Origin of the sequence: Achromobacter anxifer, from assembly GCF_903652925.1 — a bacterium.
Taxonomy (GTDB): domain Bacteria; phylum Pseudomonadota; class Gammaproteobacteria; order Burkholderiales; family Burkholderiaceae_B; genus Achromobacter; species Achromobacter anxifer.
This window is the reverse complement of sequence record NZ_CAHLAR010000003.1, coordinates 197,736-221,216: the sequence shown is the minus strand read 5'-3', so window position 1 is coordinate 221,216 and position 23,481 is coordinate 197,736. Positions and strand designations below refer to the sequence as shown.

21 protein-coding genes are annotated in these 23,481 nt (G+C 66.6%); 10 read left to right on the top strand and 11 right to left on the bottom strand.

Going from position 1 to position 23,481, the window contains the following annotated elements:
- Window positions 1-14 precede the first annotated feature (14 nt).
- From HWY37_RS10270 to HWY37_RS10230, 9 genes are all read right to left on the bottom strand, one after another.
- Window positions 15-1,115 carry a pyridoxal-phosphate dependent enzyme gene (locus tag HWY37_RS10270; protein WP_175209287.1) on the bottom strand — a complete coding sequence of 367 codons (1,101 nt, stop codon included), beginning with the start codon at window positions 1,113-1,115 and terminating at the stop codon, window positions 15-17.
- A 3-nt stretch (window positions 1,116-1,118) separates the two neighbouring features.
- Entirely contained in the window at window positions 1,119-2,099 is a 981-nt protein-coding gene (locus tag HWY37_RS10265; RefSeq protein WP_176088576.1) for a M14 family metallopeptidase, read from the bottom strand.
- A gap of 31 nt (window positions 2,100-2,130) precedes the next feature.
- Window positions 2,131-3,096 carry a Bug family tripartite tricarboxylate transporter substrate binding protein gene (locus HWY37_RS10260; protein ID WP_175209289.1) on the bottom strand — a complete coding sequence of 322 codons (966 nt, stop codon included), beginning with the start codon at window positions 3,094-3,096 and terminating at the stop codon, window positions 2,131-2,133.
- A gap of 90 nt (window positions 3,097-3,186) precedes the next feature.
- Window positions 3,187-4,476, bottom strand: coding sequence for an NTP/NDP exchange transporter (locus HWY37_RS10255; RefSeq protein WP_176088575.1), 1,290 nt, complete (start codon window positions 4,474-4,476; stop codon window positions 3,187-3,189).
- A gap of 4 nt (window positions 4,477-4,480) precedes the next feature.
- Window positions 4,481-5,398, bottom strand: coding sequence for an aldo/keto reductase (locus HWY37_RS10250; protein WP_176088574.1), 918 nt, complete (start codon window positions 5,396-5,398; stop codon window positions 4,481-4,483).
- Between the two features lie 98 nt (window positions 5,399-5,496).
- Window positions 5,497-6,207: a Bax inhibitor-1/YccA family protein gene (locus HWY37_RS10245; RefSeq protein WP_175209292.1), complete on the bottom strand. Its 711-nt coding sequence runs from the start codon at window positions 6,205-6,207 to the stop codon at window positions 5,497-5,499.
- A 130-nt stretch (window positions 6,208-6,337) separates the two neighbouring features.
- Window positions 6,338-6,724, bottom strand: coding sequence for a hypothetical protein (locus tag HWY37_RS10240; protein WP_175209293.1), 387 nt, complete (start codon window positions 6,722-6,724; stop codon window positions 6,338-6,340).
- A gap of 47 nt (window positions 6,725-6,771) precedes the next feature.
- Window positions 6,772-7,236 carry a DNA polymerase III subunit chi gene (locus HWY37_RS10235; RefSeq protein ID WP_175209294.1) on the bottom strand — a complete coding sequence of 155 codons (465 nt, stop codon included), beginning with the start codon at window positions 7,234-7,236 and terminating at the stop codon, window positions 6,772-6,774.
- 22 nt (window positions 7,237-7,258) lie between these two features.
- Complete coding sequence (locus tag HWY37_RS10230; protein WP_176088573.1) at window positions 7,259-8,767, bottom strand: leucyl aminopeptidase; 1,509 nt, start codon at window positions 8,765-8,767, stop codon at window positions 7,259-7,261.
- A 57-nt stretch (window positions 8,768-8,824) separates the two neighbouring features.
- Between HWY37_RS10230 and lptF the strand changes: the two genes are divergently transcribed.
- On the top strand, window positions 8,825-9,928 hold the full coding sequence (gene lptF / locus HWY37_RS10225) for an LPS export ABC transporter permease LptF (RefSeq protein ID WP_176088572.1): 1,104 nt from the start codon (window positions 8,825-8,827) through the stop codon (window positions 9,926-9,928).
- A 53-nt stretch (window positions 9,929-9,981) separates the two neighbouring features.
- Here the strand turns inward: lptF and HWY37_RS10220 are convergent, their stop codons facing one another.
- The gene (locus tag HWY37_RS10220) at window positions 9,982-10,902 is read right to left on the bottom strand and encodes a LysR family transcriptional regulator (RefSeq protein WP_176088571.1); all 921 of its coding nucleotides are present in this window, start codon (window positions 10,900-10,902) and stop codon (window positions 9,982-9,984) included.
- 223 nt (window positions 10,903-11,125) lie between these two features.
- On the opposite strand from HWY37_RS10220, the gene HWY37_RS10215 reads away from it, so the two are divergent.
- From HWY37_RS10215 to HWY37_RS10200, 4 genes are all read left to right on the top strand, one after another.
- On the top strand, window positions 11,126-12,343 hold the full coding sequence (locus HWY37_RS10215) for an ABC transporter substrate-binding protein (RefSeq protein ID WP_176088570.1): 1,218 nt from the start codon (window positions 11,126-11,128) through the stop codon (window positions 12,341-12,343).
- Between the two features lie 97 nt (window positions 12,344-12,440).
- Complete coding sequence (locus HWY37_RS10210) at window positions 12,441-13,934, top strand: CoA-acylating methylmalonate-semialdehyde dehydrogenase (protein ID WP_176088569.1); 1,494 nt, start codon at window positions 12,441-12,443, stop codon at window positions 13,932-13,934.
- A 94-nt stretch (window positions 13,935-14,028) separates the two neighbouring features.
- Window positions 14,029-14,973 carry a CysB family HTH-type transcriptional regulator gene (locus HWY37_RS10205; protein WP_042792410.1) on the top strand — a complete coding sequence of 315 codons (945 nt, stop codon included), beginning with the start codon at window positions 14,029-14,031 and terminating at the stop codon, window positions 14,971-14,973.
- Between the two features lie 195 nt (window positions 14,974-15,168).
- Complete coding sequence (locus HWY37_RS10200) at window positions 15,169-15,492, top strand: DUF2325 domain-containing protein (RefSeq protein WP_042796837.1); 324 nt, start codon at window positions 15,169-15,171, stop codon at window positions 15,490-15,492.
- Between the two features lie 157 nt (window positions 15,493-15,649).
- On the opposite strand, the gene HWY37_RS10195 is transcribed toward HWY37_RS10200, so the two are convergent.
- Window positions 15,650-16,309 carry a C40 family peptidase gene (locus HWY37_RS10195; protein ID WP_175209300.1) on the bottom strand — a complete coding sequence of 220 codons (660 nt, stop codon included), beginning with the start codon at window positions 16,307-16,309 and terminating at the stop codon, window positions 15,650-15,652.
- Between the two features lie 287 nt (window positions 16,310-16,596).
- Between HWY37_RS10195 and HWY37_RS10190 the strand changes: the two genes are divergently transcribed.
- The 5 genes from HWY37_RS10190 (at window position 16,597) to HWY37_RS10170 (ending at window position 23,468) form a co-directional block, all read left to right on the top strand.
- On the top strand, window positions 16,597-18,486 hold the full coding sequence (locus tag HWY37_RS10190) for a propionate--CoA ligase (protein WP_176088568.1): 1,890 nt from the start codon (window positions 16,597-16,599) through the stop codon (window positions 18,484-18,486).
- Window positions 18,483-18,890 carry a GlcG/HbpS family heme-binding protein gene (locus HWY37_RS10185; protein ID WP_175209302.1) on the top strand — a complete coding sequence of 136 codons (408 nt, stop codon included), beginning with the start codon at window positions 18,483-18,485 and terminating at the stop codon, window positions 18,888-18,890. The genes HWY37_RS10190 and HWY37_RS10185 overlap by 4 nt, the downstream gene beginning before the upstream one ends.
- On the top strand, window positions 18,887-20,227 hold the full coding sequence (locus tag HWY37_RS10180; protein WP_176088567.1) for an MFS transporter: 1,341 nt from the start codon (window positions 18,887-18,889) through the stop codon (window positions 20,225-20,227). Before HWY37_RS10185 ends, HWY37_RS10180 begins: the two co-directional genes overlap by 4 nt.
- Window positions 20,228-20,450: 223 nt before the next feature.
- Window positions 20,451-22,430 (top strand): acetate--CoA ligase, encoded by a 1,980-nt coding sequence (gene acs / locus HWY37_RS10175; protein ID WP_176088566.1) that lies wholly within the window; start codon window positions 20,451-20,453, stop codon window positions 22,428-22,430.
- A gap of 150 nt (window positions 22,431-22,580) precedes the next feature.
- Window positions 22,581-23,468 (top strand): DMT family transporter, encoded by an 888-nt coding sequence (locus HWY37_RS10170; RefSeq protein ID WP_175209305.1) that lies wholly within the window; start codon window positions 22,581-22,583, stop codon window positions 23,466-23,468.
- The last annotated feature ends 13 nt before the right edge of the window (window positions 23,469-23,481 follow it).

Sequence of the window (23,481 nt, the reverse complement as noted above, 5' to 3'; positions counted from 1 at the left end):
CAGCCCTCGGCCGTTCAGCCCCGGCGTCCGTCCGAGGTCACGATCAGCACCACCGACGATTCCGCGTCCAGCAGGCCCGAGCGCCGCAGCCGGGAGACGGCGGCCAGCGCCGCCGCCGCCGACAGCTCGGTGGCCAGCCCGATGCGTTCGAGCCGCTGCTGCGCCTGCGCGGCCGAGGCATCCGATACCTCCACCGGCGAGCCGCCCGAGCGCGACAAGGCTTCCAGCGATTGCAGCGTGCTGGTGCCGCCCGCGATCGAATACTGGTCCGTCACGCCGTCCCAGATCTTGCGCGCATCGCCGGTGGCGCGCGCGCGCGACAGGCGGGCGTAGGGTTCCACCGCGTGAAGACGCGGCATGCGCTCGATGCGGCCGCTGCGCAGCAGGTGCTGCCAGCCCAGGAAGATGCCCCACAGCAGATCGCCGCGCGCGGTGGGCACGACGATGTCGCTGGGCGTGCCGCAGGCGTCCAGGATTTCCTGGGCGATGGGCTTGTAGCCTTCCACGCCATAGGCATGGGTGCCGGTGGGCGGATTCAGATAGTTGGTGCCGGCGAAGGCGCCGTGGTTGCGGCACAGGTCCTCGACGTGGGGCCAGCGGCTCAGGCTGTCCTCGAAGGCGGTCAGCCGGGCGCCGAAGCGCTGCATGGCTTCGCGCTGCAGGGGCGGGCAGTTGCGGGTGATGGCGATGTCGGCCTGCAGCCGCGCGGCGGCGCAATAGGCGGCCAGCGAGACGCCGGCATTGCCGCTGGACGCGGCCGCCACGCGCGTGGCGCCGGCCAGGCGGGCGCGCGACACCAGCTGGGCGGCCATGCGGTCCTTGTGGCTGCCGGTGGGGTTGGCGCTTTCGCACTTCAGCCACAGCTGGCCCACGCCCTCGGCTTGCGCCAAGGCGGGAGCGGCCAGGCAAGGCGTGGCGCCTTCGCCCAGGGTGACCGGGTCCAGCACCGGCAAGGGCATGGGCGCGTCCGCCGCGGACGGCTCGTAAAGACACTCCAGGCTGGCGGGGTGGCCGGCCTCCAGGCAACTGGGGCAGCCTTCGGGGTAGTCGGCGGGCGGCCACAGGCTCGCGCAGCGGATGCAGCGCAGGCCGGACAAGCTAGGGTTCATCTGCATGGGTCAGTACTTTGAAGCAAGAGAGTCCAGGGGGAGGGCGGGGGCGATCTGCAGCAGGCAATCGCCGTCGTCGCTGCGGGCCAGGGCGCGCAGGCAGACGACGGTGCCGGCCTGTGGGCTGATCAGGGGGCGTGGAGACAGGTCGGGGCGGGCGGGTTCGATCAGCTGGCCGACGCGCTGGCGCGCGCCGACCGCCTGGCCCAGTTCGACGGCAGGCACGAACACGCCGGCTTCGCTGGCGCGCAGGGTGGCGGCAGGTGCGTCCAGGTCATAGAGCCGGACCTCGCGATTCTGCGCGGCAGGGCGATCGGGCAGCAGCCCCAGTTCGCCCAGGCAGCCCAGCAGGCCGTCGCGGCAGCGCTCGACCAGCGCCTGGCTGGTCTCCGCGCCGCCGCCGATTTCGGCGCTCAGGCGCAGCACGTCGTGGCGGCTGGCGGCAGCGGGCATGGAACCCGCTTCGCTGCCGCGGAAGTAGACGCAGTCTGGCAGCCCGAAGGCGCGCGCCAGGGCCGGCAGGCGCTCGTCGTAGGCGTCGTCTCCATAACGTGTGATCACCGATGAGGGCAGGTAGCGCAGCGATGCGCCGCCGCTGTGCACGTCCACCAGCGCTTGTATGCGCGGCAGCAGCCGGGCTTCGAGCGCGGCCGCCACGCTTTCCGTGTAGCCGCGCGCGGGGGCGCCAAGAAAGGCGCGGTTGAGATTGCCGCCATCGGAAGGCGACAGGCGCGTGCCGGCCAGCGAGGCCTCGGCGTTCACCGCGGGCAGCAGGTAGACCGTGCCGCGCCGCAGGATGCCGGGCAGATGGCGCCACAGGTCCAGGATGGCGGCCTGGCCTTCCCATTCGTCGCCGTGCACGCCCGCCATCAAAGCGACGGCGGGGCCTGGCCCCGCCTCGATCTTCAGCATCGGAATGGTGACCCGCCGGTACGCCGACGCATTGGTCGCGGCGGCGCAGGAGAAATCCTCGCGACTTACCGTCGCCATGCGCGGACTCCTGCAGGGCGGGTGTTGCGGCTCAATCCAGCGTCGTGCCGGCGGCCTTGATGATGCCTTCCCATTTGGGCAGCTCCTTGCGTATCTGGTTCTGTACGTCCTGCGGCGTTCCACCCAGCGGTTCCTGGGAGCGGCTGCGCAGTTCCTTGCTGATATTGTCCGAGCGCAGCGCCGCGTTCATCGCCGCGTTCAGCCGGGCGATGACTTCGGGCGGCGTGCCGGCGGGCGCGACCAGCGCGCTCCAGGCCGACTGCTCGTAGTCGGGATAGCCTTGCTCCGCCACCGTGGGCACGTCCGGATTGGAGGCGGCGCGCGTCTTGGTGGTGACCGCCAGCGCGCGCAGGCGGCCGTCCTTCAGATTGCCGATCAGCGGCGGCAGGTTCTCCATCATGGAGTCGACGTGGCCGCCCAGCAGGTCGGCCAACTGGGCGGCGGTGGCCTTGTACGGGATCTGGCGCACGGCGGCGCCGGTCTGGGCGATGAAGAGCTTGACGCCAACCTCGCTGGTGGTGCCGGGGTCGGCCGAGGTCATGGTCAGGCGGTCCGGCTGGGCGCGGCTGGCCTCGATGAAACTCTTCAGGTCGCGATAGGGCGAGGCCGCGTTCACCACGATGACGTTGGGCGTTTCGGCCACCAGGCCGATGGGCGTGATGTCGCGGTCCAGGTCATAGAGCTGCTGCTTGAACAGGTAGCGGTGCAGGACCAGGGTGCCGACGTGGGCATAGCCGATGGTGTAGCCGTCGGCCGCTGCGCGCGCCAGGGCCTGGGTGCCGATGCGGCCGCCCGCGCCGACGCGGTTTTCCACCACTACCGGCTGGCCCAGCTGGCGGCTCATTTCCTGGCCGACGAGACGGGCGGTGATGTCGGCGTTGCCGCCGGCCGCGGCGGGCACGATCAGGGTGATGGCGCGTTCGGGGTAGCCCGCCAGCGCGGAGCGCGAGGCCAGGCAAAGCAACAGGGCGGCGGCAAGACAGGCAGTGCGTTTCATGACGATTCCCGAGGCGTTGAGATCTGCGCCATTGTGCGGTGGCGGTCCCGGGAAGACGTTTGTTTCAATGAGATGGATGTTCAAAAAAATCTAAGGCTCATCCGCATTGATCCGATCCGCCTTGCGGCCCAGCCCATAGCCCACCGCGGCGGCGGCCAGGGCGCATGCCGCGCCCAGCACCGCGATCAGCGCCACGCCGTGGCCCAGCATGTCCACGCCGGCCTTGACCCAGCCGCTGGCCGCGTCGCCGGCCCGGTAGACCACGGTGTCGATGACGTTCTTGGTCTTGTACTTGTCCTCGGGCGACACTGCCGTGAACAGCATTTCGCGCCCCGGCCGGATCAACGCGTATTCGCCGACGCGGCGTACGATCATGGCCCCGGCCAGCACGCCGAAGACGGGGAAGGCCGCCAGGGCCAGGAAGGCGGCCGTCATCGTCAGCGGCACGGCGGTCAGCAGGAAGCCCAGCCCCAGGCGCGCCGCGACGCGGCCGGTGATGAAGATCTGCGACAAGAGCGAAAGCGCCTGCACCGCGAAATCCAGCGCGCTGAAGACGCGGATGCGCTGCGCGGTGTCGGGAAAGGCGTGCGCCACCAGCCGCGCCTGCTCCATGTAGAGAAAGGTGTTGAGCGTGGCCAGCAGGATCACCAGCAAGGAAATCCCCATCAGGTAAGGGGACTGGAAGATGCGCGACAGGCCGGCCAGGATCGAGCCTTCGATGGGACGCCGCATATCGTCCGGCGCCACGTCGTCCCGGTGCGCGGCGCGCCAGCGCAGCAGCCAGCGCTTGAGCGGCAGCGTGGCGGCCAGCAGCAGCGCGGACAGCAGCAGCAGGCCCGAGGGCCCCAGGACGCCGGCCAGCAATCCGCCCAGCAAGGGGCCGGACAGCCCGCCGGCGCTGGCGCCTGCCGCGATCAACGCGAACAGGCGCTTGGCCGAATCCATGCGGAACACGTCAGCCATCAGGCTCCAGGCGATGGAGACGACGAACAGGTTGAACACCGACAGCCAGACGTAGAAGGCGCGCGCCGCCCAGACGCTGCCGGGGCGCAGGTAGAGCAGGGCGGCAAAGCCCGCCATGCTGAGGGCGAAGGCGGCGTAGACCCAGGTCACCAGCATCGCGCGGGGCACGCGCGCGGACAGCCAGCCGAACAGCGGCACGACCGCCAGCATGGCGATGAAGGTCGCGGTGAAAAGCCACTGCAGTTGGTCGACGCCGGCCTGTATGCCAATCGTCTCGCGGATGGGGCGCAGCATGAAGTAGCCGCAGAACAGGAAGAAGAAAAAGGCGAAGCCGCAGGCCGCCGGCGCCAGTTCTTCCGGGCGTATGCCCAGCGCCTGCGCGGTCCGGTCCTGCATGCTGCCGCCGGCGGCCGTCATGGCGTCAGTCCAGCAGGGCGGCGATGCGTTCCCGCATGGCATCGTTCGGCATGCGGCCGAAGCCCGCCAGCACGTTGTCCGCCATGTTGGCCGGCTTGGAAGTGGCGGGGATGACCGCGGTGACGGCGGGATGGGCGACGATGAACTTCAGGAAGAGCTGCGCCCAGGATCCGCAATTGATCTCGGCGGCGAATCCGGGCAGCGGCTTGCCCTTGACCTGGCGGAACAGCGCCCCGTCCTGGAAGGGGCGGTTGATCAGCACCGCCACGCCGTTGGCCTGGCAGGCGGGCAACAGCCGCTTTTCCGCGTTGCGGTCGCCGACGGACAGGTTGACCTGCACGAAATCGGGTTTTTCGCTTTCGACCAGCCGGGTCAGTTCGTCATGGGCGTGGTCGGCGTAGTGGGTGATGCCGTAATAGCGGATCACGCCTTGCCGTTGCAGATCGCGCAGCAGCGCCAGCTGGTTGGCGGTGTCGATCAGATTGTGGATCTGGAGCAGGTCGAGCTTGTCGCGGCCCAGCGCCTGCTGCGATTGGCGCACTTGGCGCATGGCCGCTTCATGGCCCTGCGCGCCGATCTTGGTCGCCAGGAAGGTCCTGGGGCGCGGGTTGCCTGCGCGGGCCAGCAGCGCGCCGGTGACCGCTTCGGCCTGCCCATAGCTTGGCGCCGTGTCGATCAGCGTGCCGCCTCTTTGCAGCAGCGTGTTCAGCACTTGCGCCAGCGGCGCCATGGCGGCCTGGTCGGAAGGGGGCACGTTGAAGGTGTCGGCGGTGCCCAGCCCGATGACCGGCAGCGCCTCGCCGGACACGGGTATGGTCCGCGCCAGCATGGGGGCCTCCATGCTGAGGGAGCGAGCCGTCCAGGCGGGACTGGCCAGGGCGGTGGCGGCGGCGGCCTGGAGGAAGCGGCGGCGATCGGGCATGGTGTGGCTCCTTCAGGAAGGGAGGCCCCGGCCGGGCAAAGAAAAAGGGCCTACACGTGAATGTAGGCCCTTTTCAGCGGCTTAGGACCGCTCTGCGATTACTCGCGGTTGCCGCCGAAGATGCCCAGCAGCATCAGCAGGTTCGAGAAGACGTTGTAGACGTCCAGGTAGATGGCCAGCGTGGCGGACACGTAATTGGTTTCGCCGCCGTTGACCACGCGCTGCAGGTCGACCAGCATGAAGGCCGAGAAGATGACGATGGCCAGGACCGAGATGGTCAGCATCAGCGCCGGCAGCTGCAGGAAGATGTTGGCCAGGGCCGCCACCAGGATCACGACCGCGCCGATGAACAGGAATTTCTGCAATCCGGACAGGTCGCGCTTGATGGTGGTGGCCAGCGTGGCCATCGTGCCGAACACGATCGCGGTGCCGCCGAAGGCCGTCATGACCAGCTGCGAGCCGTTGCTCATGCCCATGACGAAGCCCAGCAGGCGCGACAGCATCACGCCCATGAAGAACGTGAAGGCCAGCAGCAGGACCACGCCAAGCGAGCTGTTCTTGTTCTTTTCGATCGCGAACATCAGGCCGAACGCGCCCACCAGGAACACGATGGCGGACAGGCCGGGGCTTGCGCCCATGACGCGGTTGATGCCGGTGTACATGCCGACGGCAGCGCCCAGCACGGTGGGGATCAGCGACAGCGCCAGGAGCCAGTACGTATTGCGCAGGACCTGGTTGCGCGCGACCTCTCCCGGCGCGCCGGCCATCGCGCCGGAACGGTTAAAAGGGGACGGACGATATTCGTTCATGGAGAACTCCTGTGTGCGGCAGAGTAATAGTTGCCTGAGAGACTTAGATGCGAAGGATACCTTACAGTTCCCTTAAGAATCCAGTTCTGCCAAGAATTAGACCAGAGGCGGGACAGAGGTTCCAGAGGGGTCAACCCGGCCTTACATCCCGCAGCACCCGGGCCACGATGCGAGGCAATTCGGCGTCCATGCGGGCCTGGATCTGGTCTATGGCTTCAGCCAGGGCCTCGCGCATGAGCTGCTCGACCTCGGCCTGCAGGCGCGCGCTCAGCACGGTGGCATCCGGGGGCGCGGCCGGGGCGGTCTGGGCCTCGGTCTCCGTCGGGGACGTATCGGCCGGTCCGGCTACCTCGGTCAGCAGCGGAAAGGCCTCGTCGTCATAGGCCGGTCCGGCCTCGCCGGCCAGTTCGGTCAGCAGGGGCGCGTCCAGGCTGTCGTCGGCGGACGGCGCATGGAGCGAGGGTTCGGCCCGCTGGGTCAGGGTGGGGATGCCGGCATCGGCGGGGCGAGAGGGCATGATGGCTCCCGGATTTCGAAGTGGGCGCGCCAGCGCGGGCGTGGCGGTCAGGCGCCCGGCGGCTGGCGGCTGAGGTCGTGGCTTTGCGGGGTGTGGCCCGCGGTCTGGTACGTCCGCCAGCGCTGGCGGGCGGCCTGCTTGTCCTCGGGGTCGTCGGAGACGATTTCGAGCAGGCGCTCGAAGGCGTCGAATCCGGGAGGGCAGTCGCTGTCCAGGTTCAGCAGCCAGGAGGGTTGGGGCTGGTCGCCCCGGCCCGCTGCGGCGGCGGCCTGCTGCGGATCCCCGGCAGTCAGGATCACCGGGGTATCGGCCGCCAGCGGGTCGTTGGCCAGCACGTGCGGCACGAACGACGTATCGTCGAAGGCCCAGAGCATGCGGTCGAACGCGGCCAGGCGGGCACCGTCCTTACAGTACACCACCAGGCGCTGGCCTGCCAGGTAGCGCTTGCGCACCACCTGGCAGGCGGTGCGCAAGCGGTCGGGCGCGCCGAAGGCGAAGTCGATGCGCGTCATACCGGGTTCCGTTGCCGCGGTTTCAAGCCTGGTCCAGCAGGTACTGCATCAGCAGGGGAACGGGGCGGCCAGTCGCGCCCTTGTCCTTGCCGCCGCGCCAGGCGGTGCCGGCGATGTCCAGGTGGGCCCAGCGGTACGAGGAGGTGAAGCGCGACAGGAAGCAGGCCGCGGTGACCGCACCCGCCGGAGGGCCGCCGATGTTGGCGAGGTCGGCGAAATTGGACTTGAGTTGTTCCTGGTAGGCGTCGTCCAGCGGCATGCGCCAGGCGGTGTCCAGGGACTGGCGGCCGGCCGCGGCCAGCGCGTCGGCCAGGGCGTCGTCCTTCGAGAACAGGCCGCTGTTGACATTGCCCAGGGCCACCACGCAGGCGCCGGTCAGGGTGGCGATGTCGATCACGGCGGACGGCTTGAAGCGTTCGGCATAGGTCAGCGCGTCGCACAGCACCAGGCGGCCTTCGGCGTCGGTGTTCAGGATTTCGATGGTCAGGCCGGCCATGCTGGTGACCACATCGCCCGGCTTGTTGGCCTTGCCGCTGGGCAGGTTTTCGCAGGCCGGGATCAGGCCTACCACGTCCAGCGGCAGCTCCAGTTCGGCCAGGGCGCGGAACGAGCCCAGCACGCTGGCGGCACCGCACATGTCGTACTTCATTTCGTCCATGGTGGCGGCGGGCTTGAGCGAGATACCACCGGCATCGAAGGTGATGCCCTTGCCGACCAGCACGATGGGACCTTGCGCGGCCTTGGCGCCCTTCTTGACGGTCTTGGCGCCGGCATGGCGCAGCACGATGAAGCGCAGCGCTTCCTCGGAGCCGCGCGCCACGGACAGGAACGAGCCCATGCCCAGCGCTTCGACCTGCTTGCGTTCCAGCACTTCGACCTTCAGCGACTTGAACTCGCGGGCCAGGCGCTTGGCCGTTTCGCCCAGGTAGGTCGGCGTGCAGATATTGCCGGGCAGGTTGCCCAGGGTGCGGGTCAGGTCCATGCCGTTGGCGATGGCGCCGCCTTCGCGCAGGCCCTTCTGAGCCTGGGCCGCGTCGGCGCGTTCGACGACCTGGACGATCTTCTTGAGCTTGGGACGAGCGTCGCGATCGGGTTTACCGAAGCTGGCGTCGTAGTGATAGGTGGCGTTGCCGGCCGCGATGGCGGCGCTGCGGGCGCGCGCGATGATGGCCACGTCGGCGATCGGGTTGGCAGCCAGCGTGGACACGCCTTCGGTCAGCTGGGCCGACACGCAGGCCGAGGCGAAGGCCTGTTCGGCCGAGGCGTGGGCGCGGGCCGAATACTCTTCCTGCTTGCCCAGGCCGACCAGCACCACGCGCTGCGCGGACACGCCGGGCAGGTTGCGCAGGATCAGCGTGGAACCGGCGCGGCCGCGGAACTCGGTCTTGACCACGGCGCGCACGGCGCCATTGGAGGCGCGGTCGATGAGGTCGGCGGCGGGGCTCAACACGCCTTCCGCGTACACCCCGACGGCCAGGGCGGCGGTTTTGACTTGGTGCAGGGAAGCGGTGGTCTGTGTGCTAAATTCCATGAGGGTTTCCCGTGTGCGTCTGTGTAGAATGCGGTCGATTATCCCGCATATTCTCCCATGTCTCTATTTAAACGCTCTGTCGTCAGCGAGATCACCAGTCACGCTGGCGTTGTCTTTTCCACGTTGCTCGTCGTATGGCTCAGCGTGCTGCTCGTGCGCCTGCTCGGCGAAGCCGCGGGCGGCAACATCGGGGCCGACGTTGTCATGGTGCTGGCCGCGCTGTCGACCATCACCGCCTTGCCGACCATACTCGCGGTATCGATCTTCATCGCGGTCTTGACCACCGTCACGCGCAATTACCGTGAATCCGAAATGGTCGTATGGTTCGCCAGCGGCCTGTCGCTGGCTGACTGGCTCAGGCCGGTGCTGCGCGTTGCCATTCCCGTGGCGCTGGCGGTGGCGGGGCTGACGCTGGTGGCGGCGCCCTGGGCGTACCGCCAGATCGGCGAATACCACGAACGCTTCGAGCAGCGCTCGGACCTGTCCAAGGTCACGGCCGGCCAGTTCGCGGAGTCCTCCGGCGGCAGCCGCGTGTTCTTCGCCGAAGACCCGCTGCAGCCCAGCGACGAACTGGGCAATGTGTTCGCCCGCGAAACCGGTCCCGAATGGTTGAGCGTGCTGACCGCCAGCAAGGCGCATAGCGAAACGTTGCCCAACGGCGACCGCTTCCTGGTGCTGGGCGAGGGCCACCGCTATGACCTCAAGCCCGGTGGACTCGAAATCCGGCTGGTGCATTTCGACAAGTATGGCCTGCGCCTGGAAAGCAAGTCGGGCAGCGATCCCGTGGCGGAAGCCCGCGCCAAGGCCGAACGCTCTGCCAAGGCGCGCACCACCTCGCAGCTGATCGCGGACAACACCGACAACAGCTGGTCGCAAGTGATGTGGCGGGTTTCGCTGCCGCTGGCCGCGCTGAACCTGGCGCTGTTGGCGATTCCGCTGGGCGCCGTCAATCCGCGTTTGGGCCGTTCGGGCGACCTGCTCATCGCCGCCCTGGTGGGCCTGCTCTACATGAACCTGATGAACCTGTCGCGCGCCTGGATCTCCAACGGCAAGCTCAGCTTCGGTGTGGGCGTCTGGGCGATCCACGGCCTGGTCGCGCTGCTGACGGCCTTCCTCCTGATGCGGCGCCTGCGCGTGAAGGCGCCCAAGAACAGCGCCTGACGCCAGCAGATTCTTCTACGCCGCGCGGCCCGCCTTGAGCGGGCCGCGGCGTTTCAGGGCAGGTAAGTCATCGTGCCGCGCTTGCCGGCCAGCAGGTCGGCGTTCTTCAGCACCGACTTGCGGATGAACTCCCACAAGGCCGTGACCCGCTTCAGTTTGCGCAGGTCTTCGTGGCAGTACATCCAGAACGAGCGCGTGATCTCCACCTCGTTCTCCAGCACGGGCGTCAACCGGGGATCCTGCGCGGCGATGAAGCAGGGCAGGATCGCCAGCGACTGGCCCTGCAACGCGGCGTGGTACTGCGCGACCACGCTGGTGCTGCGTAGTACCACCTTGCTGGCGGGCAGCAGGTCTTCCAGGTAGCGCAGGCGCTCGCTGAACAGCAGTTCGTCCACATAGCCGATGAAGGTGTGGCCGGCCAGGTCCGAGCGTTCCTTGATCGGCGGGTGGCTGGCCAAGTAGCCGGGCGTGCCGTACAGCCGCAGCGTGTAGTCGCACAGCTTGCTGCACACGTACGGGCCGCGCTGGGGACGCTCGATGGTGATGGCCAGGTCGGCTTCGCGCTTGGACAGGCTGACGAAGCGCGGCACCGGCAGAATGTCCAGCGTAATGTGCGGATAGCGGCGCTGGAAGTCCGCCGCCAATGGCGTCAGCACGTAGCTGCCGAAGCCCTCGGTGGCGCCGATGCGCAGGTGGCCCGACAGCGCCTGGCCGATGCCCGAGAGGTTTTCACGGGCCGAGTGCACGGTGCTTTCCATCTGCTCCGCGTGCACGAACAGGCGCTGGCCATCTTCCGTCAGCATGAAACCCGCGCCGCGCGACTTCTCGAACAGCAAGGTATCCAGCTCGGCTTCCAGCGCGCGGATGCGGCGCGACACCGTGGTGTGTTCGACCCCGAGCTTGCGCGCGGCGGCGCTGACCCGCTGGGTGCGGGCCACTTCCAGGAAATATCTCAGGCTGTCCCAATCAAGCACGATCCGGCTCTCCAGGCGCCGCCGCGCGAGGCTGGGCGGGCCAAATTCTAGTTGTGCATGAATGCACAAGGAATGTGCATTTCTAGTGTTGCTTGTTGATTTTCACACATCTACACTGGGTCGGCGGGCTTGGGGCCTGTAGCCAGGCTCTCCGGGGCCGAAGCCCCGGGACCGCAGGCCGCGAAGACGGCGCCATAACGCATAAAACTCAGGAGACAAATCCATGAAATTGCACGCACGCGGGCTGGCCGTAGGCTTGTGTCTGGGCGCCGCCCTGGTGGTCCAGGCCCAGGCGGCGGAGAAGCCGCCAGTGAAGATCGGCATTCTGACGGACATGTCGGGTACCTACGCCGGCATGGGTGGGCCAGGCTCGGTGGCGGCGGCGCAATTGGCAATCGACGATTGCCTGGCCGCGGAGTGCAAGGGCATGAAGATCGACCTGGTGTCCGCGGACAACCAGAACAAGGCGGACGTGGGCGCGGCCAAGGCGCGCGAATGGTTCGACCGCGATGGCGTGACCGCCATCGCCGACCTGACCAACTCCGCGGTTGCGCTGGCCGTGCAAGGCATCGCGCGTGAAAAGAACAAGGTCGTGATGTTCTCCGGTCCCGCCACCACGGCGCTGACCAACAAGGAATGCTCGCCGGTGGGCTTCCACTGGATGTTCGATACCTATTCGCAATCGGCGGGCGGCGCCAAGGCCACGGTGAAGGCGGGCGGCAAGTCCTGGTACTTCATCACCGTCGACTATGCCTTCGGGCACTCGCTGGAAGCCGACACCGCCAAGGCGGTGCAGGCCCTGGGCGGCACCGTGGCCGGCAGCGTGCGCCATCCCTTGAATGCGCCGGACTTCGCCTCCTATCTGCTGCAGGCGCAGGCCTCCAAGGCCCAGGTCGTGGCGCTGGCCAACGGCGGCCAGGACACCGTCAACGCGGTCAAGCAGGCGCGCGAATTCGGCATCGTGGCCGGCGGCCAGCGCCTGGTGTCGCTGCTGATCTTCCTGTCGGACCTGCGCGCGCTGGGGCTGGACAGCGCCCAGGGCCTGTCCTACGTGGACGGCTTCTACTGGGATTACGACGACGCTACTCGCCAGTGGTCGACGCGTTTCGAGAAGGCTTTCCGCGGCCTCAAGCCCACCATGACCCAGGCTGGCGTGTATTCCAGCGTGCGGCATTACCTGCGCGCGGTCGCGGCCTCCGGCAGCACCGACGGCAAGGTGGTGGCCGACAAGATGCGCGCGCTGCCCATCGAGGATCCGATCATGCGCAACGCCTCGATCCGTCCCGACGGCCGCGTGATCCACGACATGTACCTGTATGAAGTGAAGAAGCCGTCCGAGTCCAAGGGCGGCTGGGATTATTCCAAGCTGGTCGCCACCATTCCGGCCGCCGAGGCGTTCCAGCCCCTGGCCGATTCGACCTGCCCGCTGGTCAAGCAGTAAACCCGGGGGCGCCGGCAGGCCCTTGCCGTCGGCGCGTCCCGCAGATCCATGAACGCGGATTCCGTCCGCATCGACTATGCAGTGTGAGGAGCATCAAATGAGTGAAGTCCCCCGCGTTCCGCTATTGATCGGCGGCAAGCTCGTGCAGTCCAAAACCACCGAATGGCGGGACGTGATCAACCCCGCCAACCAGGAGGTCGTCGCCAAGGTGCCCTTCGCCACGCGCGAGGAACTGGACCTGGCCGTCTCCAATGCCAAGGAGGCTTTCAAGACCTGGCGCAACAGCGGGCAGGGCGCCCGCATGCGCGTCATGCTGAAGTTCCAGGAGCTGCTGCGCGCCAACACCGCCAAGCTGGCTGAAATGATCACCCGCGAGCACGGCAAGACCCTGCCGGACGCCGAGGGCGAAGTCGGCCGCGGCCTGGAAGTGGTGGAGCACGCCTGCTCGATCGCCAACCTGCAATTGGGCGAGTACGCCGAGAACGCCGCTTCCGGCATCGACGTCTACACGCTGATCCAGCCGCTGGGCGTGTGCGCGGGTATCACCGCGTTCAACTTCCCGGTCATGCTGCCTTGCTTCATGTTCCCGATCGCCGTGGCCTGCGGCAATACCTTCGTGCTCAAGCCTTCCGAGCAGGATCCGACCTCCTCGCTGTTCCTGGCGCAGCTGGCGCTGGAAGCCGGCCTGCCGCCTGGCGTGCTGAACGTGGTGCACGGCGGTCCGGACACGGCCAATGGCCTGTGCGAGCATCCCGACATCAAGGCGGTCTCGTTCATCGGTTCGACCCGCGTCGGCACCGAGATCTACAACCGCGCCTCCGCCGCCGGCAAGCGCTGCCAGTCGATGATGGGCGCCAAGAACCACTGCGTGATCCTGCCGGACGCCGATCCGGACGTCGCGCTGAATCAGCTGGTGGGTGCCGCCTTCGGCGCGGCCGGCCAGCGCTGCATGGCCTCGTCCGTGGCCGTGCTGGTGGGCGAAGCCCGCAACTGGCTGCCTGACTTCGTCGAGCGTTCCAAGAAGCTCAAGGTCAATTCCGGCATGGACCGCGAAGCGGATCTGGGTCCCCTGGTGTCGCCCAACGCCAAGAAGCGCGTTGAAAGCCTGATCCAGAAGGGCGTGGACGAAGGCGCCAAGCTGCTGCTGGACGGCCGCAGCCTCAAGGTCGCCGGCTTCGAGCAGGGCAACTTCGTGGGCCCGACGATTTTCGACGGCGTCACCGAAAACATGACGATCTACACCGAGGAAATCTTCGGCCCGGTGCTGTGCGTGGTGGGCGTGGAAACGCTGGAAGACGCGGTGGCGTTCATCAACCGCAACCCCAACGGCAACGGCGTGGCGCTGTTCACCCAGGACGGCGGCGCAGCGCGCTACTTCCAGAACAACATCGACGTCGGCCAGGTCGGCATCAACGTGCCGATTCCCGTGCCGGTGGCCTGGTTCAGCTTCACCGGTTCGCGCGGTTCCAAGCTGGGCGACCTGGGCCCCAACGGCAAGCAGGCGGTGCAGTTCTGGACGCAGACCAAGACGGTTACCGCGCGCTGGTCGGCTCATGCCAAGAGCGTGAACACCACGATCTCGATGCGCTGAACCGGGGACGCCTTGCGCGTAAGCTTATATAAATAAGTTATATGGCAAGGCGTCCTTATTACTTATAATTGGCCCGTCTATCAGGGGCCAATTCATGAACCTGCAGCAATTTCGTTTTGTGCGTGAAACCATCCGGCGCGACTTCAACCTCACCGAAGCCGCCCGGATGCTCTACACCTCCCAGCCGGGGGTTTCCAAGGCGATCATCGAGTTCGAAGACGAACTGGGCATCAAGATCTTCGAACGGCACGGCAAGCGCATCAAGGGGCTGACCAAGCCCGGCCTGGCGGTGTCGCAGGTGATCGACCGCATCATGCGCGAAGTGGACAACCTGAAGAAGGTCAGCGACGAGTTCGCGCGCCGGGACGAAGGCGGCCTCGTCATCGCCTGCACCCACACCCAGGCGCGTTATCTGCTGCCGCGAGTCATTCCCGCGTTCCGCAAGCAATTCCCCAAGGTGCACCTGTCGCTGGCCGAAGGCAGCCCCGCCCAGCTCGCCGAGATGGTGCTGCATGAGCAGGCCGACCTCGCCCTGGCGACCGAATCGCTGGCCCTGACGCCCGGCCTCGCGACGCTGCCGGTGTATGCCTGGGAGCACACCGTGGTGGTGCGCCCGGACCATCCCCTGGCCGAACTGACCTCCAGCGCAGCCAAGCGCCTGTCGCTGGCGCAACTGGCCGAATACCCCATCGTGACCTACGACCGCGCTTTCACGGGCCGCAGCACGATAGACGAAATTTTCGCCAACCAGGGCATCCACCCGGACATCGTGCTGGAAGCCATCGACGCCGACGTGATCAAGACCTATGTCGACGTGGGCCTTGGCATAGGCATCATCGCCGGCGTGGCCTATGACCCGCGGCGCGACGGCAATCTGGTCGGCCTGCCCGTGGGCCATCTGTTCGGCACGCATACGACCCGCGTGGGCGTGAAGGCGGGGGTGTTCCTGCGCGACTACGTGTACACCTTCCTGGAAATGCTGGCGCCTTCGCTGACGCGCGCGGTGGTGACCGAGGCGGTGCAGGGCACGCCGAAGTAGGCCAAGCATTGCTCCAATACAAGAGGCGCGGCGCCAGCAGGCGACGCGCATTTTTTCCTGGCGAAATGCGGTCGCCGCTATCTCATCCCATGGCCTCATAAAAACAATTAAATAAGAACAGATCTCATTTATGTTGACTAAAAAATAGGAATCATTATCATTACATCCAGTCTCAACGACCCAGTGAGGTTCATCATGACGGCAGGATTAAGTGCAGTGGTAGTGGGCGCCGACCGCCTCGGCAACATTCCGGATCTGCTCAAAGGGCACAATATTTCGATCACGCACCACATCAGCGGGCGCGATCCTTCGCACCAGAAGAAGACGCTGCAGCTGCCTTCCGGCACCCAACTGGTCATCTTGCTGACCGACTTCCTGGGGCACAACGTCATGAAAACCTTCCGCAACGCCGCGCAACGCGGCGGCATCCGGGTCGTCGCTTGTCGCCGTTCGGTATGCAGCATGCAGCAAGCCCTGCAGCAATGCGGCCTGTGCCCGCGAGCGGGCTCGGTGCACTGACACCGCGCTCTGCCGCCACCTGACAAAGAACCTGGGGAGGCCGACACGGCCTGCGGCCATCAAGCCGCGAAGAGAAATGAAAAACGCCGCCGGACTGGAAAGTCCGGCGGCGTTTTGGCTTGTTGAGGGGAGAGCCTGACGGCTATCCTGGACAGTATCAGTTGGAGGCGCGGGCGGACGCCATCAGATTGTTGTCGATGCGGCGCGCGCCGTTGTAGCGCTTGGACCAGTAGGCCATGGTCATGTTTTCGACACGGACCACGCCGCCGGCGCTGGGGGAGTGCACGAAGCGGTCGTCGCCCAGGTAGATGCCCACGTGCGAGTAGCGGCGGCCCAGCGTATTGAAGAAGACCAGATCGCCGGCCTTCAGCTCGTTCTTGTTGATGGACGTGCCCAGTTGGGCCATTTCAGCGGCGTTGCGGGGCAGCTTCAGGCCCAGCGAACGTTCGGCCGTATAGGTGACAAGGCCGCTGCAATCGAATCCGGTATCGGGAGAGTTGCCGCCGAAGCGGTAGCGGATGCCCAGATGGTTCAGGGCTTCGCTGACCAGGGCGTTGTCGCTGTTGACGCCCGAATGGGTTTTCTGGCGTTCGCGCTTGAACTTCTGGCTTACCAGTACGCCGATGGGATCATCGGAGGTGGCTACCCATTCCGTTTCGTAAGGATCGATCTCGGACGTATGGGCGGTTGACTTTTGATTTGTAGCGGCACAACCTGCCAAACCCACCACGCATGCAACCAACGCCAGCAAGCGCAGACCGCGATTTGCTTGGCCGGAGGATGAAATCAGTCTCGCGTGGTTGGAGTGTCGATGCATTCGCCTGGGGGTGATTTGCAGATAACGGCAAAAAACACGGAATTCGCCGTGAATGTGGCCGAGATGTCAGCAAAATCAACATTTTTCTACAACTTCGCGGGGATTCTACCAAACTTTTAAGACCAGTTCGTTACGAGACTGGCGTAAATGTCCATGCAGCGTGGACGTTTGGCAGAACTTTTTGACTTGCGGCAAGCCTCGTGCAAGGTTTGCCTACCAGAATGACCAAAAGATTCGAGAAGAAATCAATCAGCCTTAAGGCGTAAGAAAGATAACAGGAGACATAAATGCAAAAAACCCGGGATTTCCATTACCGCTCGATTCATGATCGCGATGCGTTCTGGCGGGAAGAGGCCGGCCGCATTCATTGGGAAACGCCTTTCGATTCCGTGCTGGACTTCTCCCGGCCGCCGTTCGCCAAGTGGTTCACGGGCGGCCGTACCAATCTTTGCTACAACGCCGTCGACCGCTGGCTGCCTACCCAGGCCGACGCGCAGGCGCTGATCTGGGTGTCCACCGAGGTGGAGCGCGAGCGCGTCTATACCCGCCAGGACGTCTACGAGGAGGTCAACGCCGCCGCCGCCATGCTGAAGGAGCTGGGCGTGGAGCGCGGCGACCGGGTCCTGCTCTATATGCCGATGGTGCCGGAAGCCGTGTTCACCATGCTGGCCTGTGCCCGGATCGGCGCGGTGCATTCAGTGGTGTTCGGCGGCTTCGCCTCGGTCAACCTGGCGCAGCGCATCGACGATGCCGCGCCCAAGGTGGTGGTCTGCACCGACGGCGGCTCCCGCGGCGGCAAGGTGGTGCCCTACAAGCCGCTGCTGGACCGGGCGCTGACGTTGGCCAAGACGCCGCCGGCCTCGGTGGTGGTGTTCGACCGCGGCCTGGCGCCGTTCGAGCCCGTGGCTGGCCGCGACCTGGATTACGCGACCTTGCGCGAGCGCCATCTCGGCGCGCGGGTGCCGGTGGAATGGCTGGAATCGTCCGAGCCCAGCTATATCCTGTACACCTCCGGCACCACCGGCAAGCCCAAGGGCGTGCAGCGCGATACCGGTGGCTACGCGGTGGCGCTGGCCTCGTCCATGGAATATCTCTTCAACGGGCGCGCTGGCGATACCTTCTTCTGCACCAGCGACATCGGCTGGGTGGTGGGCCATTCCTACATCATCTACGGCCCGCTGATCGGCGGGCAGGCGACGGTGCTGTATGAAGGCACGCCGGTGCGTCCGGACGGCGCCATCCTGTGGAAGCTGGTGGAGCAGTTCGGCGTCAATACCTTGTTTTCCGCGCCGACCGCGGTGCGCGTGCTCAAGCGCCAGGATCCGGAGCTGCTCAGGCGCCACGACCTGTCCACGCTGCGCGCCGTCTACCTGGCGGGCGAGCCTCTGGACGAGCCGACGGCGCAATGGATTTCCGGCGGCCTGGGCAAGCCCATCATCGACAATTACTGGCAGACGGAGTCGGGCTGGCCGATTCTGTCGGCCCAACCCGGGGTGGAAAACGTGCCCACGCGCTTCGGCAGCCCCTCGTTCCCGGTGTATGGCTTCGACGCGCGCATCGTCAGCGAATCCACCGGCGAAGACCTGGGACCGGACCAGAAAGGCGTGGTGGCCATCGTGCCGCCGCTGCCGCCGGGCGCCATGTCCACCATCTGGGGCGACGACGAGCGTTTCGTGCAGACCTACTTCACCTCCATTCCCGGCCGCCAGGTGTACTCGACGTTCGATTGGGGGTTGGTGGACGCCGATGGCTACTGGTTCATCCTGGGCCGTACTGACGACGTGATCAACGTGGCGGGCCATCGTCTGGGCACGCGCGAGATCGAGGAATCCGTCAACAGCCACAGCGAAATCGCCGAGTGCGCGGTGGTTGGCGTGGCCGACTCGCTCAAGGGCCAGGTCGCCATGGCGTTCGCAGTGCTCAAGAACCCCGTGGGCGCCGAAACCGAAGAGGGGGCAAAGCGCCTGGAAGGCGATATCATGCGGCTGGTGGAAGATCAGCTGGGAGCGGTGGCGAGGCCCGCCCGGATCCGGTTCGTGGGCGCCCTGCCCAAGACCCGTTCTGGCAAGGTCCTGCGCCGCGCGATCGTCGCGGTATGCGAAGGACGCGATCCCGGGGACCTGACCACCATAGAAGATCCAACCGCCCTGGAACAAATAAAGGAGTCGCTGCAATGAATACCAAGCCCGTGCTGAGCGCCGAGGACGTCAAGAAGATCCTGGCCGCGGCCGAAGCACACGCCCTGCAGAACAAGTGGGCGGTCGCCATCGCCGTCGTCGATGATGGCGGACACCTGATGGGCATGCTGCGCCTGGACGGCGTGGCTCCGATTTCTTCGTATCTTGCGCCGGCCAAGGCCAATACCGCGGCCATGGGCCGCCGCGAATCGCGCATCTACGAAGAGATCATCAACAATGGGCGCTATTCCTTCCTGTCGGCGCCGCACCTCGAAGGCATGCTGGAAGGCGGTGTGCCCATCGTCGTCGATGGCCAGATCGTGGGTGCGGTCGGCGTGTCGGGGGTGAAGTCGAGCGAAGACGCGCTGATCGCGCAAGCGGGCATCGCCGCGCTCGGCCTATGAGCCACGGCGAGCCATCGGAAGCGCCGGCTGGCGCTTCCGGGCAGAACGCCGGAGCAGGGGGCGACAGCCCCCTGAATCCAGGTGTGGCCAAACGCGAAGTCTGGGCCTGGGCCATGTACGACTTCGCCAACTCCGGCTACACCACCGTGATCCTCACTGCGGTGTTCAGCACTTATTTCGTCGGCGTGGTCGGCGGGCGCGCGCCCTGGGCCACGCTGGCCTGGACGGCGGCCTTGTCGCTGTCCTACCTGCTCATCATGCTGACCATGCCCACCTTGGGCGCGCGCGCCGATGCGCGCGCCGGCAAGCGCCGTCTGCTCTACACGAGCACGGCGGGCTGCGTGGCCGCCACGCTGGTGCTGACGCAGGCAGGGCCGGGCGACGTGTGGCTGGCGCTGGCCGCCATCGTCGTGTCCAACTACTGCTATTGCGTGGGCGAATCCGTGGTCGCGGCCTTCCTGCCCGAACTCGCCCGGCCCAGCGCGCTGGGCCGCGTTTCGGGCTGGGGCTGGAGCTTCGGCTATTGCGGCGGCATGCTCACGCTGGGCCTGTCGCTGGTGGTCGTGACGCTGGCCGAGGGGCGTGGCGAGACGGCCGAGCATTTCGTGCCCTGGGTCATCGTGGTCACGTGTTCGGTGTTCGCGCTGGCGGCGCTGCCTTCCTTCTTCATGCTGCGCGAACGCGCGAAGCCGCAGGCCGGCAAGCAGGAACCGCTGCACATGTTCAAGCGGCTGGCCTATGCCTGGCGCGAAACCGGACAGCACTTTCCTGAATTCCGCCGCCTGCTCATGTGCATCGCCTGCTACCAGGCCGGGATCTCGGTGGTGATCACGCTGGCGGCCGTCTATGCCTCCGAAGTCATGGGCTTCACCACGCCGCAGATCATGCTGCTGGTGTTCACCGTGAACATCGGTGCGGCGGCCGGCGCGTTTTCCTTTGGCTACGTGCAGGACCGCATCGGCCACAAGCCGGCGCTGGCCCTGACGCTGTGCGGCTGGATTGCGATGGTGCTGGTGGCCTACGCGGCCGTGACGGCGCCGGTCTTCTGGGTGGCGGCCACGCTGGCGGGGCTGTGCATGGGCACCACGCAGAGCGCGGGCCGCGCCATGACCGGCGCGCTTGCGCCCGCCGGGCGCCTGGCCGAGTTCTTCTCCTTGTGGACCTTCGCGGTCCAGCTGGCCGCGGTGATCGGGCCGCTGACCTATGGCCTGGTGACCTGGGCCACGCACGGCAACCACCGCCTTGCGATTCTCGTGACCGGCCTGTTCTTCGTGGGCGGCCTCATCCTTTTGTCGCGCGTGGACATGAAGCGCGGGCTGGCGCGTCGCACCGCTTGATGCCCGCGGTTCGCGTAGTCCATGCCGGCTGCTATCCTTATGGACTGTCCGGTGCCGCCGCTTTCGCAGCGGCGGCATGCATTGCCCGGCACCGTTCTTGCGCACGCGCGGACTCCGGCCCGCATTTTGCGTAAGGTGCCCGTAAGAGCGTGGCGATACGGTTGCGGTTGGGTAATGGAACAAGCGGCACAAACAACAGAATTACCGATTGGAGACAAAGATCATGTCGAACGCTATTGAATCCGTACTGGTGGAAACCCGCGTGTTCCCGCCGCCCGAGCGTGCCGCTGCCGGCGCCGCGATTCCCAGCATGGAGGCCTACAACGCGCTGTGCGCGCAGGTCGAGAACGATTTCGACGGATTCTGGGCCGGGCAGGCGCGCGACAACCTGCAATGGACCAAGCCGTTCACGCAGGTCCTGGACGAATCGGATGCGCCGTTCTACCGCTGGTTCGGCGACGGCGAGCTGAACGTGTCGGCCAACTGTCTGGACGTGCACCTCACCAACGGCAACGCCGACAAGACCGCCATCATCTTCGAAAGCGACGATGGCAAGGTCAACAAGGTCAGCTACCGCGAACTGCTGGCGCGCGTCTGCCGCTTCGCCAATGGCTTGAAGGCGCTGGGCTACAAGAAGGGCGATCGCGCCATCATCTACATGCCCATGTCGATCGAAGCCGTGGTCGCCATGCAGGCCTGCGCGCGCCTGGGCGTGACGCACTCGGTGGTGTTCGGCGGCTTCTCGGCCAAGAGCCTGCAGGAACGTATCGTGGACGTGGGCGCGTCGCTGGTCATCACCGCCGACGAACAGGTGCGCGGCGGCAAGACCATTCCGCTCAAGCCCGCCGTGGAAGAAGCCTTCACCTTGGGCGGCTGCGAGGCCGTGACCAAGGTCATCGTGTACCGCCGCACCGGCGGCAAGGTTCAGTGGAACGAAAGCCGCGACCTCTGGATGCACGACGTCGAGGCCGGCCAGCCCGACACCTGCGAACCGGTGCCGGTCAACGCCGAACACCCGCTCTTCATCCTCTATACCTCCGGCTCCACCGGCAAGCCCAAGGGCGTGCAGCACTCGTCGGCAGGCTATCTGCTGTGGGCGCTGCTGACGGTGAAGTGGACCTTCGACGCCCGCAAGGACGACGTCTACTGGTGCACGGCCGACGTGGGCTGGGTCACTGGGCACACCTACATCACCTACGGCCCGCTGGCTGCGGGCCTGACGCAGATCGTGTTCGAAGGCGTGCCGACCTATCCCAACGCCGGCCGCTTCTGGGACATGATCGCGCGCCACAAGGTCACCACCTTCTACACCGCGCCCACCGCGATCCGTTCGCTGATCAAGGCCGCCGAGGCCGCGCCCGAGGCGCATCCGCAGAACTACGACCTGGACAGCCTGCGCATCATCGGCACGGTGGGCGAGCCCATCAACCCCGAAGCCTGGATGTGGTACCACAAGAACGTGGGCCGCGAGCGCTGCCCCATCGTGGATACCTGGTGGCAGACCGAGACCGGCGGCCACATGATCACGCCGCTGCCGGGCGCCACGCCGACCAAGCCTGGCTCCTGCACCTTGCCGCTGCCGGGCATCGCCGCGGCCATCGTCGATGAGACCGGGGGCGACGTCGAGAAAGGCAACGGCGGCTTCCTGGTCATCAAGCGTCCGTGGCCCGCCATGATCCGCAATATCTGGGGCGACCCGGAGCGTTTCAAGAAGAGCTACTTCCCGTCCGAACTGCGCGGCTACTACCTGGCAGGCGACGGCGCGCAGCGCGATGCGGACGGCTATTTCTGGATCATGGGCCGCATCGACGACGTGCTGAACGTGTCGGGTCACCGCTTGGGCACGATGGAGGTCGAATCGGCCCTGGTGGCGCACGAAATGGTGGCGGAAGCCGCCGTGGTGGGCCGTCCGGACGACACCACCGGCGAGGCCGTGGTGGCCTTCGTGGTGCTCAAGCGTTCGCGTCCCGAAGGCGACGAGGCACAGGCCATCGCCAAGGTGCTGCGCGACTGGGTGGCCAAGGAAATCGGCCCCATCGCCAAGCCCAAGGACATCCGCTTCGGCGACAACCTGCCCAAGACGCGCTCGGGCAAGATCATGCGCCGCCTGTTGCGCGTGGTCGCCAAGGGCGAGGAAATCACGCAGGACGTTTCCACGCTGGAGAACCCCGCCATCCTGGACCAGCTGTCCAAGTCCCTGTGATCGTTCCCGTCCGCGCCATGGACGGGAACGGCCCGCCCGAGACTGCCAGGAGCAGCAAGGCGGGCGCATAATGTCATACGCCCGTACCGGAACCGCCGGTACGGGCGTATTTGCTTTTTCGCGTCCAGAATTTTCCACGGAGCCGTGCCAGTGAGCCGCAGCAGTTTCGATCGAGCAGGGCTAGCCCTGATGTTCAGCACCATCCTGGTCTGGGCGGGCAGCTGGATCGCGATGAAACTGATCGTTCCCTACATCGGCCCGTTCGACTTTGTCGCGCTGCGCTACATATCGGGCGGCCTGGTGCTGTTCGTGCTGGCCCTGGCCTTGCGGCGTCCGCTGGCGATGCCCCCCTGGAAGCTGACCCTGCTGATCGGCCTGACGCAGACGGCCGGGTTCCAGGGCTTCGTGCAGACGGCGCTGGTGACGGGCGGCGTGGGCAAGGTTTCGCTCATGGCCTACACCATGCCGTTCTGGGTGATCCTGTTCGCCTGGGGACTGTTGGGCGAGCGCCCCACGGCGCGGCATGGGCTGGGCATTGCGCTGGCCGCCATCGGCCTGGTCTGCTTCGTGGAACCCTGGAACGGCCTGGGCGACATCCGTCCGGTGCTGCTGGGGCTGGGCAGCGGGCTGTCGTGGGGCGTGGGCACCGTGCTGTCCAAGCGCATGTTCGAGCGCCACAAGCCGGACGTGATGACATTCACCGCGTGGCAGATGTTGCTGGGGGGGCTGGTCATGGCGCCGTTGGCCTTTCTGGTGCCGCAGATGCCGGCGCAATGGGGCTGGCAGCTCTGGACCGGCATGGCCTATATCGTGCTGATCGCGACGGCCGCGGGCTGGCTGCTGTGGCTGCTGGTGGTGCGGCTGGTGCCGGCTTCCATCGCGGGCCTGTCCAGCCTGGGCGTGCCCGTCGTGGCCATGCTGTTCGCCTGGGCGCTGCTGTCCGAGCAACCCAGTCCGGCCGAATTGGGCGGCATGGCGCTGATCCTGGCCGGCATCTGGGTGGTGAGCCGCGCCGCGCCGGCGCCGCGCGCCGAGTAGCCTTATTCAGAAA